Raw genomic sequence first — 14,169 nt, 5'->3', positions numbered from 1 at the left:
CCTCGGCCCCTACTTGACCACGGTCACCGTCGTGCCGACCGTGCCGAACGCCCACAGTGCCGAGCCGTCCGCCTTCCGCATCCTGACTCCGCCCGTCCTGGCACCGGAGTCGGCGGGGGGCGGCGAGGCGCCGTCGACCGCGTTGGAGAAGGCGACGGAGACGCCGGACTTCGCGGCGAAGTAGATGATGTGCTCGATCTGGACGCCGTCCGAGCCGGTCGTGGCCTCGTTGCGGGACGACACCGTGTACGTGCCGGGGTCGGGGCTGACCGTGCCCGGCCACACGGTGAACGTACGGCGGGTCGCCTCGCTCGCGTCGACCAGCCACACCCGCTTGTCGTCGAGGGAGTAGACGATGCGCCGGCCGGTGCCGGAGCCGTCGGGCACCCTCGCCGGGACCGAAGCCGAGGGCGTGGGCTCCGCCGACACCGAGGTGCTCGGCTTGGCCGAGGTGGCGGTGGGCTGCGGGCCCCGGTCCGCCTGCACGGCCAGGACCGTCACCGCGGCTATCGCTCCCACGGTCAGCCCGGTCACCCAGGCCCACGAAGGAAGTCGGGCAGGCACGGGCACGCATCTCCTCAGTCACGGGACCCCGCGGAACGGGGGTTCCGATCATCGTACTGCGAGCCCGGGCACGCCCTAGGGGGTGTCCGCAAAGTCCCGTCGTCCGCCCGGAGGGCGGGCCTCGCGGCGTCCGGTGCGTGCTCTCGGCGTGCCGGGCGGACACCCGCGTACTGGTTGTACGTGGGTGTTCGCCCGGTGCGGCGAGAGGGCGTGCCGGGCGTCGCGGGGCAGGCGGGACTTTGCGGACACGCCCTAGGGGCCGTCGACGGTTTTGCGGACCGGTACGGGGCCGGTGCCGGCTCCGTGGGCGGTGTAGCGCGGGGCGCGGACGGGGGCCGGGTAGGAGAGGTGCACGAGCCGGGTCTGCTCCTGCCGCATGTGGGTGAGCGACTCGAGGATGTAGCCCACGAGCAGGACGAGCGCGGCGATGGTCATGATCGCGGCGGCGAGGATCGCCGTGGGCACGCGGGGCACCGTGCCCGTGCGGACGAATTCGGCGATGACCGGGATGCCGAGGACGACCGAGATCAGGGCCAGGACGCCGGCGATCACGGTGTGCACGAGGGAGGGGCGCTCGCGCCGCGCCAGGTCGAGGATGACCCGCAGGATGCGCCAGCCGTCCCGGTAGGTGCGCAGCTTGCTCTCGCCGCCGGCGGGCCGGACCCGGTAGTCCACGACCAACTCCGCCGTGGGCAGGCGCAGGTGGAGGGCGTGGATCGTCATCTCGGTCTCGGTCTCGAACTCCCGGGCCAGCGCCGGGAAGGACTTCACGAAGCGGCGCGAGAAGACCCGGTAGCCGCTGAGCATGTCGGTCACGTCGTTGCCGAACAGCGACCGCACCGCCCCGGTGAGCACCTTGTTGCCGACCGCGTGTCCGGTCCGGTAGGCGCCGTCGTCCGCCACTCTGCGGGCGCCGACGACCTGGTCGTACGGTCCCTCGAAGAGCAGGTCCACCATGTCTCGGGCCCGCGAGGCGTCGTAGGTGTCGTCGCCGTCGATGATGAGCAGGGCGTCGGCGTCGACGTCGGCGAAGGCGCGGCGGATGACGTTGCCCTTGCCCTTGCGGGGCTCCTGCCGGACGATCGCGCCCGCCGCGCGGGCGACGTCCACGGTGCGGTCGGTGGAGGCGTTGTCGTAGACGTAGACGACGGCCTCGGGGAGGGCCGCGCGCAGGTCGCGGACCACCTTGCCGACGGCCGCCTCCTCGTTGTGGCACGGCACGACACACGCGATCGTCGGTTCCACGACCACTCCCCACTCCTCATCCGAGCCGGTGTTGAATAGTCACATATGGGGAAATCATGCGGTATGAGCGCGTCCATGAGGCGGGGGCGCGCCGGGTGGCTACTCTCGCTCTGTGCCGGTTCTCGCCTCTGTGACACGTTCCGTCCGTGATGCCGTACGCGGCGTCTGGCGCGAGGTCGCGAAGTTCGGAGTCGTGGGGGCCCTGGCCTTCGTCGTGGACAACGGCGGCTACAACCTGCTGGTCTTCGGGCTGCCCGGCGCCGCGGAGGGCGGGCCGATGGAGGCCGCTCCCGTCCAGGCCTCCGTCGTCGCGACGGGTGCCGCCGCGCTCTTCAGCTGGGCCGGGAACCGCTACTGGACCTACCGCCAGCAGCACCGCGAGAAGGTGGCCCGCGAGCTGGGCCTGTTCCTCGTCGCGAACGGCGTCGGTCTCGCCATCACGGCGGGCACGGTCTTCGTCTCCCGGCAGTTGCTCGGGCTCGACTCGGCGCTGAGCGACAACACCGCCCGCATCTTCGGCTGGGTGCTCGCGACGGTGTTCCGCTTCTACGCCTACCGGCGCTACGTCTTCGTCGCACCCTGAGCCGTCGGCATCCGGCGAGCCGCTAGCATCCGACATATGGGACAAATGACATGGGTGTCGCGTGCGCAGCGCTGGGTCTTGGGGCTGGCCGCCGTCGCCGCGGTCTGCTGCCTGGGCACGATCCTCGTGTTCGCCCCCGGCTACCTGAGTCCCGACAGCCTCGACCAGCTCCGGCAGGCCGAGGGGAAGACGCCCCTGACCGACTGGCACCCGCCCGTGCTGAGCCTGGTGTGGCGTGCGCTCATCGCGGTGACCGGCTCGATCGCGTCCATGCTCGTCCTCCAGGCCGTTCTCTTCTGGGGAGCGCTCTGGGTGCTCGCCTGGTGCATCTGGGAGCTGACCGCGAGCCGCGGCGGCTCGCTCGCCGTACTCGGCCTCGGTCTGGCTCCGTTCGTGCTGACGTTCGTCGGGGTGGTGTGGAAGGACGTCCACGTGGCGGTCGCACTGCTCGGCGCGTGCGCGGTCGCGCTCACCGGGCTGCGGCTGCGGGACCACCGGCCTCCTCGTCCCGCCGTACGGTGGGGGCTGCTCGGGCTGGGCGTGCTGTTCCTGGCGTACGCCATGCTGGTGCGCAAGAACGCCTTCTTCGCCGCGCTCCCCGTCTTCGTCATGCTGGTCCTCGCCCTGTGGCGCGCTCCCGGGCGCCGTACGTGGGTGACGTGCACGGCGGCGCTCGTGGCCGCCCTGGTCGTACCGACCGCCGCCATCTCCCTGTTCGCGCGGCCTCTGGGGACGAAACAGGAAGCACAGATCATGCTCGACGACCTGGTCCACGTACTGAAGGCGGACGAGCTCCGGACGGCAGACGTGCCACCCGATCTCAGGGACCGGCTCGTGGCCTCCGCGCAGGAGTGCGAGCGCGTCGGAGCCCTGTCGGACGCCTACTGGGCTTGCTACGAACGCCCGGCGGACGGGCTGCGCGGGGACTCGGCGGAGATCACGTCCCTGTGGCTGCACGAGATGAGCGGGCATGTGCCGGACTATCTCCAGTACCGGCTGCGGCTCTTCACGACTCTGCTGTTCGAGACCGATGACCCGTACAAAGCGGGGGTCAGCCGCAACGACCTGGGCATCGAGGTGGCGCACCCCCGGCTGGAGGACATGCTCGGCACGTACGTCAACGGCATGGTGACGGACGTGCGGTGGCTGTTCCGCGGGTGGTTCTGGCTCGCCGTGGCGCTGGTGCTGGCCATCCGCCCGGGCAAGGGCCGGTTCTCGATGCCGGTCCGGGCGCTGGGCATCAGCTCGGCGGCCTACATCCTCGGCTATCTGCCGATCATGCCCGCGACGGACTTCCGCTACGTCTACTGGCCGGCGATCGCCTGCACGCTCGGCCTGCTCCTGCTCTGGCTGGGCCGGGGCACGGCTCTCCCACCGCCGAACAGCCCCGGCGCCGCACCCGACCGTGCCGTGACGGCACAGCAGCCGGCGGACGCCGGGGGCCAGTAGACGGCCTCGCCCAGCCGTCCAGCCGCTCAGCCGCCCGGCCCGCTCAGTCCAGCACCGGCAGCAACTCCGGCAGATGCCCGTCCGACGCCTGCGCCGCCCGCTGCCGTTCCTGCGGGACCCCAACCACGGGGCGTTCCGACGGCTTCACCCGACGTGCCCGCGCTATCGGCTGAACCGGGACACGGCGGTCTGCCGTCACCGGCCTCCAGCACCAGAGCCGGTCGCACGGTGACGGCGCATCAGCCGTCGGACACCAGGGCGAGTAGACGGCCTCGCCCAGCCGTCCAGCCGCTCAGTCCAGCACCGGCAGCAACTCCGGCAGATGCCCGTCCGACGCCTGCGCCGCCCGCTGCCGCTCCTGCGGGACCTCCCCGTACAGGGTGTTCCGGGGTTTCGCCGGGCGGCCCGCGGCGTCGGCCACCGCGATGAGGTCCTTGACCGACTTGTACGAGCCGTAGGAGGAGCCCGCCATGCGGGAGATGGTCTCCTCCATGAGCGTCCCGCCGAGGTCGTTGGCGCCCGAGCGGAGCATCTCGGCCGCGCCCTCGGTGCCCAGCTTCACCCAGCTGGTCTGGATGTTGGGGATGTACGGGTGCAGCAGGAGCCGGGCCATGGCCGTGACCGCGCGGTTGTCCCGCATGGTCGGGCCGGGGCGGGCGATGCCCGCGAGGTACACGGGCGCGTTGGTGTGCACGAACGGCAGCGTCACGAACTCGGTGAAGCCGCCGGTGCGCTGCTGGATGCCGGCGAGGGTGCGCAGGTGGCCCAGCCAGTGGCGAGGCTGGTCGACATGGCCGTACATCATCGTCGAGGAAGAGCGGATGCCCAGCTCGTGGGCCGTCGTCACGACGTCGATCCAGTCGGCCGCGGGCAGCTTGCCCTTGGTCAGGATCCAGCGGACCTCGTCGTCGAGGATTTCGGCGGCCGTGCCCGGGATGGTGTCCAGGCCGGCCTCCTTGGCGGCGGTCAGCCACTCGCGGATCGACATGCCGGTGCGGGTCGCGCCGTTGACGACCTCCATCGGCGAGAAGGCGTGCACGTGCATGCCGGGGACGCGTTCCTTCACCGCCCGCGCGATGTCGAAGTACGCCGTGCCGGGCAGGTCCGGGTGGATGCCGCCCTGCATGCAGACCTCCACCGCGCCGACGTCCCAGGCCTGCTGGGCCCGGTCGGCGACCTGGTCCAGGGACAGGGTGTAGGCGTCGGCGTCCGTGCGGCGCTGGGCGAAGGCGCAGAAGCGGCAGCCCGTGTAGCAGACGTTGGTGAAGTTGATGTTGCGGGTGACGATGTAGGTGACGTCGTCGCCGACGGCCGACCTGCGGACGTCGTCGGCGACCTGCGCGAGGGCGTCCAGGGCCGGGCCGTCCGCGTGCAGCAGCGCCAGTGCCTCGTCGTCGGTGAGCTTCGTGGGGTCGTCGGCCGCCGTGCGCAGCGCCTGCCGTACGTCGGTGTCGATGCGCTCCGGTGCCATGCCCGGCACTGCCGCCTCGCGCAGGGCGCCCCAGTCGCCGTACACCTCGTCGAAGTCGTCCCGACGGTCCGAGCTGCGGCCCTCGCTGTCGATCGAGGAGTGCAGGTCCGTGCGGCCGGACGCGACGAAGACCTCCTCCGGCTCCTGCCACGGCAGGCCCTCGGGCAGGGCCTCGGGGCGCGCGAGCCCGGTCTCCGGGTCGGCCAGCGCCGCCACGTGCGGACGCAGCCGCGGGTCCAGCCACGGCTCGCCGCGCCGGACGAACTCCGGGTACACGCACAGCCGTTCCCGCAGTTCGAAACCGGCCGCACGCGACTTCTCGGCGAGCTGGTCGATCTGCGGCCAGGGGCGCTCGGGGTTGACGTGGTCGATGGTCAGCGGGGAGACCCCGCCCCAGTCGTCGATACCCGCGCCGATCAACCGCTCGTACTCGTCGTCGACGAGGTTGGGCGGAGCCTGGATACAGCCGGAGGGGCCCATGAGGAGACGGGCGACGGCCACCGTGGCGACCAGTTCGTCCAGTTCCGCGTCGGGCATGCCGCGCATCGCGGTGTCCGGCTTGGCGCGGAAGTTCTGGATGATCAGCTCCTGGACGCCGTGGTAGGCCCGGGAGACCTTCCGCAGCGCGAACAGGGACTCGGCCCGCTCCTCGTGGTTCTCGCCGATGCCTATGAGGATGCCCGAGGTGAAGGGCACGGAGGAACGCCCGGCGTCCTCCAGCACCCGCAGCCGCACGGCGGGCTCCTTGTCGGGGGAACCGTGATGCGGACCGCCCGGCTCGGACCAGAGCCGGGTCGCGGTCGTCTCCAGCATCATGCCCATGCTGGGCGCGACGGGCTTCAGCCGCTGGAAGTCGGTCCAGGACATGACGCCCGGGTTCAGATGGGGCAGCAGGCCCGTCTCCTCCAGGATGCGGATGGAGATGGCGCGGACGTAGGCGATGGTGTCGTCGTAGCCGTGCGCGTCGAGCCACTCGCGCGCCTCAGGCCAGCGGTCCTCGGGCTTGTCGCCGAGGGTGATGAGGGCTTCCTTGCAGCCCAGGGCGGCGCCCTTGCGGGCGATGTCCAACACCTCGTCGGGGGACATGAACATCCCGTGGCCCTCCCGGCGCAGCTTGCCGGGGACGGTGACGAACGTGCAGTAGTGGCACTTGTCCCGGCACAGCCGGGTCAGCGGGATGAAGACGCTCTTGGAGTACGTGATGACGCCGGGTCGGCCGGCCGCCTCGAGCCCCGCGTCCCGCACCCGGGCGGCCGAGGCCGCCAGGTCCTCCAGGTGCGCGCCCCGGGCCTGGAGCAGGACGGCCGCCTCGGCGACGTCGAGCGAGACGCCGTCCCTGGCCCGTTTCAGGGCGCGACGCATGGAGTTCTCGGTGGGGCCGGTTCCGGGGGTCGCGGAAGTCGTCATCCTTCGAGCATACGATCGCGCTGATCAACTGGGCCGGGCCCCGTCAGTGGAACGCCAGCCACCCGACGCCCAGGGCGGCCACGAGACCGCTGAGGGCCACGGCGAGGGGCCTGTGGCGGTGCAGGGAGAACCAGACCAGCGCGGCGGTCACCAGCACGGCCGACGTGCCGATCGCGGCGGGCAGCAGCCCTTGGCTGTAGCCGTATTCGGTGAAATGCCGCCAGAGCCACGCTAACCAGGCGATCCTCATGACGCTGCGTTCTCTCCCTTTGTCCCGTCGAGTTGTCAGGTACCTGGAAGATATCCCGTCAGCCCGTCCAGCGCCTTCAAAATCTCCGCCTCCCCCGCCGGCGGCAGTTGCGCCACGACCTCCTCGATACCCAGGTCGGCGTAGTGCGCGAGCTTGCCCGGGGTCGGGTGGACGGCGTACGGGACGACCTGGAGGGCCCGGGGGTCGCGGCCCGCTTCGGACCAGGCGGTGCGCAGCAGCGGCAGGGACTCGGAGAGGCCGCGGCCGCCGATGGGGAGCCAGCCGTCGGCGTACTCGCACATGTGGGAGAACAGCTTGGGCCCGGCGGCACCGCCGACGAGCGTGCGCGGGCCGACGACCGGGCCGCGCGGCTTCCGCACGGGCTTGGGGTGCGCGTGACTGGCCCGGACGCCGCCGAACTCCCCCTCGTACGCGACGGGTTCCTCCGACCACAGCGCCCGCATCAGCGCCATCCGGTCCCGCACCAGCTCGCGCCGGGTGCGCCACCGTACGCCGTGGTCGGCGGCCTCCTCGACGTTCCAGCCGAAGCCGAGCCCGAGCGTGAACCGGCCGCCCGACAGATGGTCCAGGGTCGCGACCTGCTTGGCCAGGGCGATCGGATCGTGCTGGGCGACGAGCGTGATGCCCGTACCGAGGCCGAGCCGCTCGGTGACGGCGGCGGCCTGGCCGAGCGCCACGAACGGGTCGAGAGTACGGCCGTACTCGCGCGGCAGCTCGCCGCCCGCCGGGTACGGGGTGGTCCGCTCGACGGGGATGTGCGTGTGCTCGGGCAGATACAGCCCGGCGAAACCACGGTCCTCCAGCTCGCGTGCGAGCCGGGTCGGGGTGATCGTCTCATCGGTGAGGAAGATCGTTACGGCGATGCGCATGGGCTACTTCTACCCGCGGGGGAGCCGGCTGTCCCTACCGACCGGTCGGCATTTCCTGTCGTTCCCGGCCCGGCCCCCGCCCACCCGACCTGTTCGGCTGCTTCCCGCCGCCGGATTCCCTTCCCTTACACGCCGGTTCACGGCTGAATACAAAGGTTGCACGCACCACCACTGCACCACCCATGCCTTGTCAGCAGACGACACCTGGGAGCAGCAGCATGTGCGAGGACAACCACGGTGGGCTCGGCCGGCGCGCTCTGTTCGTGACGGGAGCGGCCGCCGCGCTTACGTTGGGAAGCGTGAGCTTCGCTTCAGCGGCCGACGCGGACCAGGGCGACGGGGACCAGGAGAGCAGAACGGTGCGCGGCACCCTGCCGCCCGGCTCCCCCGACTTCGTGTACGTGCCGGTCGAGGTCCCGGCCGGGGTCAGGGAGATCAAGGTCGCCTACAGCTACGACCGCCCGTCCGTCCCGGCCGGCACGACCGGCAACGCCCTCGACATCGGCATCTTCGACGACCGCGGCACCGAGCTGGGCGGCCGGGGCTTCCGGGGCTGGTCGGGCGGGGCGCGCACGGAGTTCTTCATCCGCGCGGACGAGGCGACGCCCGGCTACATCCCGGGCCCGGTGCGCGAGGGCACCTGGCACATCGCGCTCGGCCCGTACACGGTCGCCCCGCAGGGCCTGTCGTACGAGATCACGATCACGCTGACCTACGGCGAGCCGGGCGAGACCGCCCGGCCGGTGTACCCGCCGGAGCGGGCCAGGGGCCGGGGCCGTGCCTGGTACCGGGGCGACTGCCATCTGCACTCCTGGTACTCCGACGGCCGTCGCACCCCCGCCGAGATCGGGGCGCTGGCGCGGGCGGCGGGGCTGGACTTCATCAACTCCTCCGAGCACAACACGCACTCGGCACACGCCCACTGGTCGGACGTGGCCGGGGACGACCTGCTGGTCATGCTGGGCGAGGAGGTCACCACGCGCAACGGTCACGTCGTCGCGCTGGGCACCGACCCGGGCACCTTCGTCGACTGGCGCTACCGGGCCCGCGACAACCGCTTCGGCCGGTTCGCCCGCCAAATCCGCCGCGCCGGAGGACTGGTCGTCCCGGCCCACCCGCACGCCACGTGCGTCGGCTGCAACTGGAAGTTCGGCTTCGGCGAGGCGGACGCGGTCGAGGTGTGGAACGGCCCCTACACGCCCGACGACGAGGTGACCCTCGCCGACTGGGACAGCATGCTGGTGGCATCCGTTCGGGACGGGCGCGACTGGATCCCGGCGATGGGCAGCAGCGACGCCCACCGCGACCCGGACGCCGTCGGGCGCCCCCAGACGGTCGTCCTGGCCGACGACCTGACCCGCCGGGCGATCCAGGAGGGCATCCGGGCGGGACGGTCGTACGTCGCCGAGTCCGCCAAGGTCGAGCTGTCGTTCCGGGCGTCCGGTGCACGCGGCGAACACGCGGGCATCGGCGAGCGGTTGCGGGTGGACCGCGACACCCCGGTCACCGTCCGCCTGGAGGTCACGGGCGCTCCGCGCTGCACGGTCCGCTTCGTCACCGACCAGGGCGTGCTGCACACCAGCGCCCCGCTGCCGGTGTCCGGCTCGGGTGCCGTCGAGTGGCGGACGACCCCGTCGTACGCGGCGTACGTACGGGCGGAGCTGCGGCACGAGGCGGCGGCGGGGCCGGTACCGGGTGTGCTGGCGGCGTTCACGAACCCGATCTTCCTGGGGCGCGCCACGGGATGAGGTGGCTTCAGCCCCGGTCGGATTCCGGTCCCTCCGCCAGGTCGGCCACGACCGCCGCGTGGTCGGAGGGCCACACCCCGTCCACCGGGCCGTCGCACGCCCGCCGGACGTCCCGTACGTGGCCGAGTCCGCCGGGGCCGGGCGGGCCCACGTGGATGTAGTCGATGCGCACGCTCGGCTCGTGGGTCGGCGCCACGTACGGGTTGGCCGCGTCCCAGGTGGCGGAGGGGGCGGCCGGGTCGGCGTACTCCCAGGCGTCGAGGAGGACCTGGCGTGGCACGGCCGGGGCGGTCTTGTAGCCGCCGAGGAGACGGACCTCGTCGGAGTCGGGCCAGGCGTTGAGGTCTCCGGTGACGACGGGCGGGAACGGGGTGCCGCCGCGGTGCCGGTCGACGAACTCGGCGAGCGCGGCGACCTGTCGGCAGCGGACGGCCGAGGCGTGCACGGCGGAGGTGAAGTGGGTGGTGAAGAAGGGGATCTCGTGGCCGGGGCCGGCCAGGCGGGCGTAGAGGGCCAGCCGGCCGTCGTCCGTGTCGGCCGGGGCGGGCAGCGGCAGCATGCCCCGGTCCACGACCGGCCATCTGCTGAGCACGGCGTTGCCTATGTCCACCGTTTGATCCCCGATCCGCCGCCGCCAGCGCTCCGGTGCGGGCGAGGCGGCCCAGGCGCAGTGCAGGCCCAGCTCACCGGCCAGCCATTCGGCGAGGTTCTCGCCGTCGGCGGCCCACACCTCCTGGAGGCCGACGACGTCGGGTCGCAGCTCCCTCAGGGCCGTGAGAATCGCCTTCTGCCGTGCCTGCCAGGGCCCGAAGCGCCACCACAGGTTCCACGTCACGATCCGCATCCGCAGCCACCCGCTCTCGTCCCGCCGCGTGAGGGATCATTGAAGCAGGACCGCTGTGGGAGCAGGAACCGTTGCGGAATCCGTGAGAGCTCGTGCGAAGGAGACCCCGACGATGTCCCGCCTCGCCGACCTGAGGTTCCGTGCCGCCACGTCCTTCCAGCGCCGCGTCAACCCGATCGTGCGCCGCCTCCCCCTCCAGACCGTCCTGGAGACCAAGGGCCGCGTCTCGGGCCTGCCCCGCCGCACACCGGTGGGCGGCCGCCGCGTCGGCGACTCCTTCTGGCTGGTGTCGGAGTTCGGCGAACGGTCGCAGTACGTGCGCAACATCAAGGCCGATCCGCGGGTTCGGGTGCGGATCCGGGGGCGGTGGCACACGGGAACCGCGCACCTGCTGCCGGACGACGACCCGGTGGCGCGGCTGCGGCGGCTGCCCAAGGTCAACGGGCTGGGGGTGCGGGCGTTCGGGACGGAGCTGCTGACGGTGCGGGTGGATCTGACGGACTGACTGCTCCCCCGGCGCGCGGCCCTCACCCCGGCCAGACGATCGCCTGCACCTCGCTGTACGCGTGCAGGGCGTACGAGCCGACGTCCCGGCCGACGCCGCTCTTCTTGAAGCCGCCGAAGGGGGCCTCCATGTTGCGGCCCACGGTGTTGATCCCGACACCTCCCGCCCGCAGGCGCCGCGCCACCCGGAAGGCCCTGGCCACGTCGGAGGACCAGACGTAGTCGATGAGGCCGTAGTCGGTGTCGTTGGCCAGGGCCACGCCCTCCTCCTCGTCGTCGAAGGGGAGGACGACCACCACCGGGCCGAAGATCTCCTCGCGGGCCACGCGCATGTCGTTGGTGCAGCCGGCGAGGAGGGTCGGGGCGACGTAGAAGCCGGCCGGCAGGGAGGGGCGTTCGCCGCCGGTGACGACCACCGCGCCTTCCTTGCGGCCCAGTTCGACGTACGACTCGACCCGGTCCCGGTGAGCGGCCGAGATCACCGGCCCGACCACCGTGTCCGGCTCCCGGGGATCCCCCACCTTCAAACGCGCCGCGTACTCGGCCAGTTGCCCCACCAGGCGGTCGTAGATCCCTCGCTGCGCCAGCACCCGTGTCGGTGCCGTGCAGATCTGCCCGCTGTAGAAGGAGAACGTGGTGCCGATGCCGGACACGGCCGAGCCGAGGTCGGCGTCGTCGAGGACGACCGCCGCGCCTTTGCCGCCCAGCTCCATCAACTGCCGTTTCATGTCCCGCCCGCACACCTCGGCGATGCGCTGCCCGACCGCCGTGGAGCCGGTGAAGCTGACCATGTCGACGTCCGGCGACGCCACGGCCGCCTCACCGACCTCGGTCCGTGCACCGCTGACCACGTTCACCACGCCCGGCGGCACACCTGCGGCCTCCAGCGCCTGAGCCATCCGGTAGACGGACAGGGGGTCCTGGGGTGCCGGCTTCACCACCACCGTGTTGCCCATCGCCAGCGCGGGGGCGATCTTGCCGGCCGGGTTGGCCCAGGGGTTGTTGTACGAGGTGATGCACGTGACGACCCCGACGGGCTGGCGGACGGCGAGTGCGCCCATGACGCCCGCCCTGCCCATCGGCCCCGCCTCGTTGATCTGCGGCGGGATCGCCCACTCGGCGGGCTCCACGCGCGCGTAGCGCCGGAAGCGGGCGGCGGCGACCCCGACCTGCATGCCGCGTGCGGTACCGGTGGTCGCGCCGGTCTCCGCCCGGGCCAGCTCGGCGTACGGCACGAGACGCTCCCGGATGATGTCCGCGGCGCGGGCGAGGACCGCGGCCCGCTCCTGCGGAGGGGTGGCCGACCACGGCCCGAAGGCCTCGCGGGCCGCGGCGCAGGCCGCGTGCACCTGATCCCGCGAGGCCTCCGGCGCCCACCCGACGGTCTGCCCGGTCGCCGGGTCGATCACCTCGTAGTGGCCGCCGTCCGGCTCCACCCAGGAACCGCCGACGAACAGCGGCTGCCGTGCCGTCACCTCGTGCTCACCGTCTCCGTGTCCCGGCCGGAGCGCAGCACCCGGCCCGGCACGGCGCCGGTCACCACGTCGTCCCGGATCGCCTCGACCCCGTTGACCCACACGGCCCGCACGCCCAGCGCCCGGGAGTCCAGCCGCGGGCTGTCACCCGGCAGGTCGTGCACCAGGGTGGCCGGGCCCGCGTCGATCCGCTCCGGGTCGAACAGGACGAGGTCGGCGTGCCAGCCCTCCCGCACCCGCCCCCGCTCGCGCAGGCCGAAGAGCCGGGCCGGGTCGTCGGTGAGCATTTTCACGGCCTGCTCCAGACCGACCAGCTTCCGGCCCCGCAGACAGTCCCCGAGGAACCGGGTCGTGTACGGCGCCCCGCACATCCGGTCCAGATGCGCGCCCGCGTCGGACCCGCCGAGCAGCACGTCCTCGTGCTGCCAGGTCTCCGCCCGCAGCGCCCAGGACGCCGGGTCGTTGTCGGGCGGCATCGGCCACAGCACCGTGCGCAGCTGGTCGTTGGCGCAGATCTCCACCAGGCACGCGAAGGGCTCCTGGCCGCGCTCCTCGGCGATGTCCTCGACCACCCGCCCGGTCAGCCCGGCGTTCGCCTCGCTGTAGGTGTCGCCGATGACGTACCGCCCGAAGTTCGCCAGCCGCCGGAAGACGCCCGCCTCCTTGGAATGGGCGCGCCGCAGCATCCCGTCCCGTACGTCCGGGTCGCGCAGCTTCTCGATCCGCTCGGGCACGGGCAGCCCGAGAATGGGCCCCCACCCGGGGATGAGGTTCAGCGCGCAGAAGGTCCCCAGCGACATGTTCATCGGCGTGAGGATCGGCATGGTCAGCGCCACGACCCGGCCGCCCGCCTTCCGCGCCTGCTCGCTCGCCAGGAGCTGCCGGGGCACCCGCTCGGGCACGGCCGCGTCGATCGTCAGGACGTTCCAGTTCAGCGGCCGCCCCGCCGCCGCGCTCATCTCGACGAACAGGTCGATCTCCGCGTCGCTGAACTGATCCAGACAGCCCGCGACGATCGCCTCGATCTGCGTGCCCTCGTGCTCCCCGACGGCCCGCGACAGCGCCAGCAGCTCGGCCGGCCCGGCGTGCCGGGAGGCGACCGGTTTCCCGTCGCCGTCGGAGTGGCTGGTCGACTGGGTGGTGGACAGCCCCCAGGCCCCGGCGTCCATGGACTCCCGCAACAGCCTCACCATCGCAGCCAGTTGCTCCCCGGTCGGCTGCCCGCCGATGGCCTGCGGCCCCAACACGTACCGCCGCAGCGCACAGTGCCCCACCATGAACCCGGCGTTGACGGCGATCCGCCCCTCCAGGGCGTCCAGGTACTCCCCGAAGGAATGCCAGGTCCAGGGCGCCCCCTCCTCCAGCGCCACCAGCGCCATGCCCTCGACCTTCGACATCATCCGCCGCGTGTAGTCGGCGTCCTCGGGCCGGTCCGGGTGCAGCGGCGCGAGAGTGAACCCGCAGTTCCCCCCGGCGACGGTGGTGACCCCGTGGTTGAGGGAGGGCGTGGCGTAGGGATCCCAGAAGAGCTGGGCGTCGTAGTGGGTGTGGGGGTCGACGAAGCCGGGGGTGAGGACGAGGCCGTGCGCGTCCTCGCTTGTGCGCGCTTCTTGTGTGACCGCACCGATGACGGCGACACGCCCGTCCTGGATGCCGACGTCGGCGGTGTAAGCGGGGGCGCCCGTCCCGTCCACGACGGTCACACCCTTGATGACGTGATCGAGCATGAGCCTTCAACT

General features: G+C 72.3%; 12 protein-coding genes. 4 read left to right on the top strand and 8 right to left on the bottom strand.

Annotated elements, in window-relative coordinates:
- Window positions 1-9: 9 nt before the first annotated feature.
- Both QC385_RS05230 and QC385_RS05225 read right to left on the bottom strand, forming a co-directional pair.
- Window positions 10-564 carry a hypothetical protein gene (locus QC385_RS05230; RefSeq protein WP_279540079.1) on the bottom strand — a complete coding sequence of 185 codons (555 nt, stop codon included), beginning with the start codon at window positions 562-564 and terminating at the stop codon, window positions 10-12.
- Window positions 565-816: 252 nt separating this feature from the next.
- Window positions 817-1,815 (bottom strand): glycosyltransferase family 2 protein, encoded by a 999-nt coding sequence (locus QC385_RS05225; RefSeq protein WP_336621271.1) that lies wholly within the window; start codon window positions 1,813-1,815, stop codon window positions 817-819.
- Between the two features lie 124 nt (window positions 1,816-1,939).
- Between QC385_RS05225 and QC385_RS05220 the strand changes: the two genes are divergently transcribed.
- Both QC385_RS05220 and QC385_RS05215 read left to right on the top strand, forming a co-directional pair.
- Window positions 1,940-2,392: a GtrA family protein gene (locus QC385_RS05220; RefSeq protein WP_279540077.1), complete on the top strand. Its 453-nt coding sequence runs from the start codon at window positions 1,940-1,942 to the stop codon at window positions 2,390-2,392.
- A gap of 36 nt (window positions 2,393-2,428) precedes the next feature.
- Window positions 2,429-3,841 (top strand): hypothetical protein, encoded by a 1,413-nt coding sequence (locus QC385_RS05215; RefSeq protein ID WP_279540076.1) that lies wholly within the window; start codon window positions 2,429-2,431, stop codon window positions 3,839-3,841.
- A 292-nt stretch (window positions 3,842-4,133) separates the two neighbouring features.
- On the opposite strand, the gene QC385_RS05210 is transcribed toward QC385_RS05215, so the two are convergent.
- Genes QC385_RS05210 through QC385_RS05200 form a run of 3 tightly spaced genes read right to left on the bottom strand, consistent with a single transcriptional unit; the run spans window position 4,134 to window position 7,859 of the window.
- Window positions 4,134-6,719: a bifunctional FO biosynthesis protein CofGH gene (locus tag QC385_RS05210; RefSeq protein ID WP_279540075.1), complete on the bottom strand. Its 2,586-nt coding sequence runs from the start codon at window positions 6,717-6,719 to the stop codon at window positions 4,134-4,136.
- 43 nt (window positions 6,720-6,762) lie between these two features.
- The gene (locus QC385_RS05205) at window positions 6,763-6,969 is read right to left on the bottom strand and encodes a hypothetical protein (protein ID WP_279540074.1); all 207 of its coding nucleotides are present in this window, start codon (window positions 6,967-6,969) and stop codon (window positions 6,763-6,765) included.
- 35 nt (window positions 6,970-7,004) lie between these two features.
- The gene (locus tag QC385_RS05200; protein WP_279540073.1) at window positions 7,005-7,859 is read right to left on the bottom strand and encodes an LLM class F420-dependent oxidoreductase; all 855 of its coding nucleotides are present in this window, start codon (window positions 7,857-7,859) and stop codon (window positions 7,005-7,007) included.
- 218 nt (window positions 7,860-8,077) lie between these two features.
- Between QC385_RS05200 and QC385_RS05195 the strand changes: the two genes are divergently transcribed.
- The gene (locus QC385_RS05195; RefSeq protein ID WP_279540072.1) at window positions 8,078-9,607 is read left to right on the top strand and encodes a CehA/McbA family metallohydrolase; all 1,530 of its coding nucleotides are present in this window, start codon (window positions 8,078-8,080) and stop codon (window positions 9,605-9,607) included.
- Between the two features lie 7 nt (window positions 9,608-9,614).
- Here the strand turns inward: QC385_RS05195 and QC385_RS05190 are convergent, their stop codons facing one another.
- Window positions 9,615-10,451, bottom strand: a complete 837-nt coding sequence (locus QC385_RS05190) for an endonuclease/exonuclease/phosphatase family protein (protein ID WP_279540071.1) — start codon at window positions 10,449-10,451, stop codon at window positions 9,615-9,617.
- A 112-nt stretch (window positions 10,452-10,563) separates the two neighbouring features.
- Here QC385_RS05190 and QC385_RS05185 point away from each other — a divergent pair, with 112 nt between their 5' ends.
- Window positions 10,564-10,956 (top strand): nitroreductase/quinone reductase family protein, encoded by a 393-nt coding sequence (locus tag QC385_RS05185; protein WP_279540070.1) that lies wholly within the window; start codon window positions 10,564-10,566, stop codon window positions 10,954-10,956.
- A gap of 22 nt (window positions 10,957-10,978) precedes the next feature.
- On the opposite strand, the gene QC385_RS05180 is transcribed toward QC385_RS05185, so the two are convergent.
- Window positions 10,979-12,430, bottom strand: a complete 1,452-nt coding sequence (locus QC385_RS05180) for an aldehyde dehydrogenase family protein (protein WP_279540069.1) — start codon at window positions 12,428-12,430, stop codon at window positions 10,979-10,981.
- On the bottom strand, window positions 12,427-14,157 hold the full coding sequence (locus QC385_RS05175; RefSeq protein WP_279540068.1) for an N-acyl-D-amino-acid deacylase family protein: 1,731 nt from the start codon (window positions 14,155-14,157) through the stop codon (window positions 12,427-12,429). Before QC385_RS05175 ends, QC385_RS05180 begins: the two co-directional genes overlap by 4 nt.
- Between the last annotated feature and the right edge of the window lie 12 nt (window positions 14,158-14,169).

Origin of the sequence: Streptomyces sp. DH10, from assembly GCF_029813805.1 — a bacterium.
GTDB classification, from domain to species: Bacteria; Actinomycetota; Actinomycetes; order Streptomycetales; family Streptomycetaceae; genus Streptomyces; species Streptomyces coeruleofuscus.
Note: the sequence above shows the minus strand (reverse complement) of the source record. Positions and strands in the feature narration are given on the sequence as shown.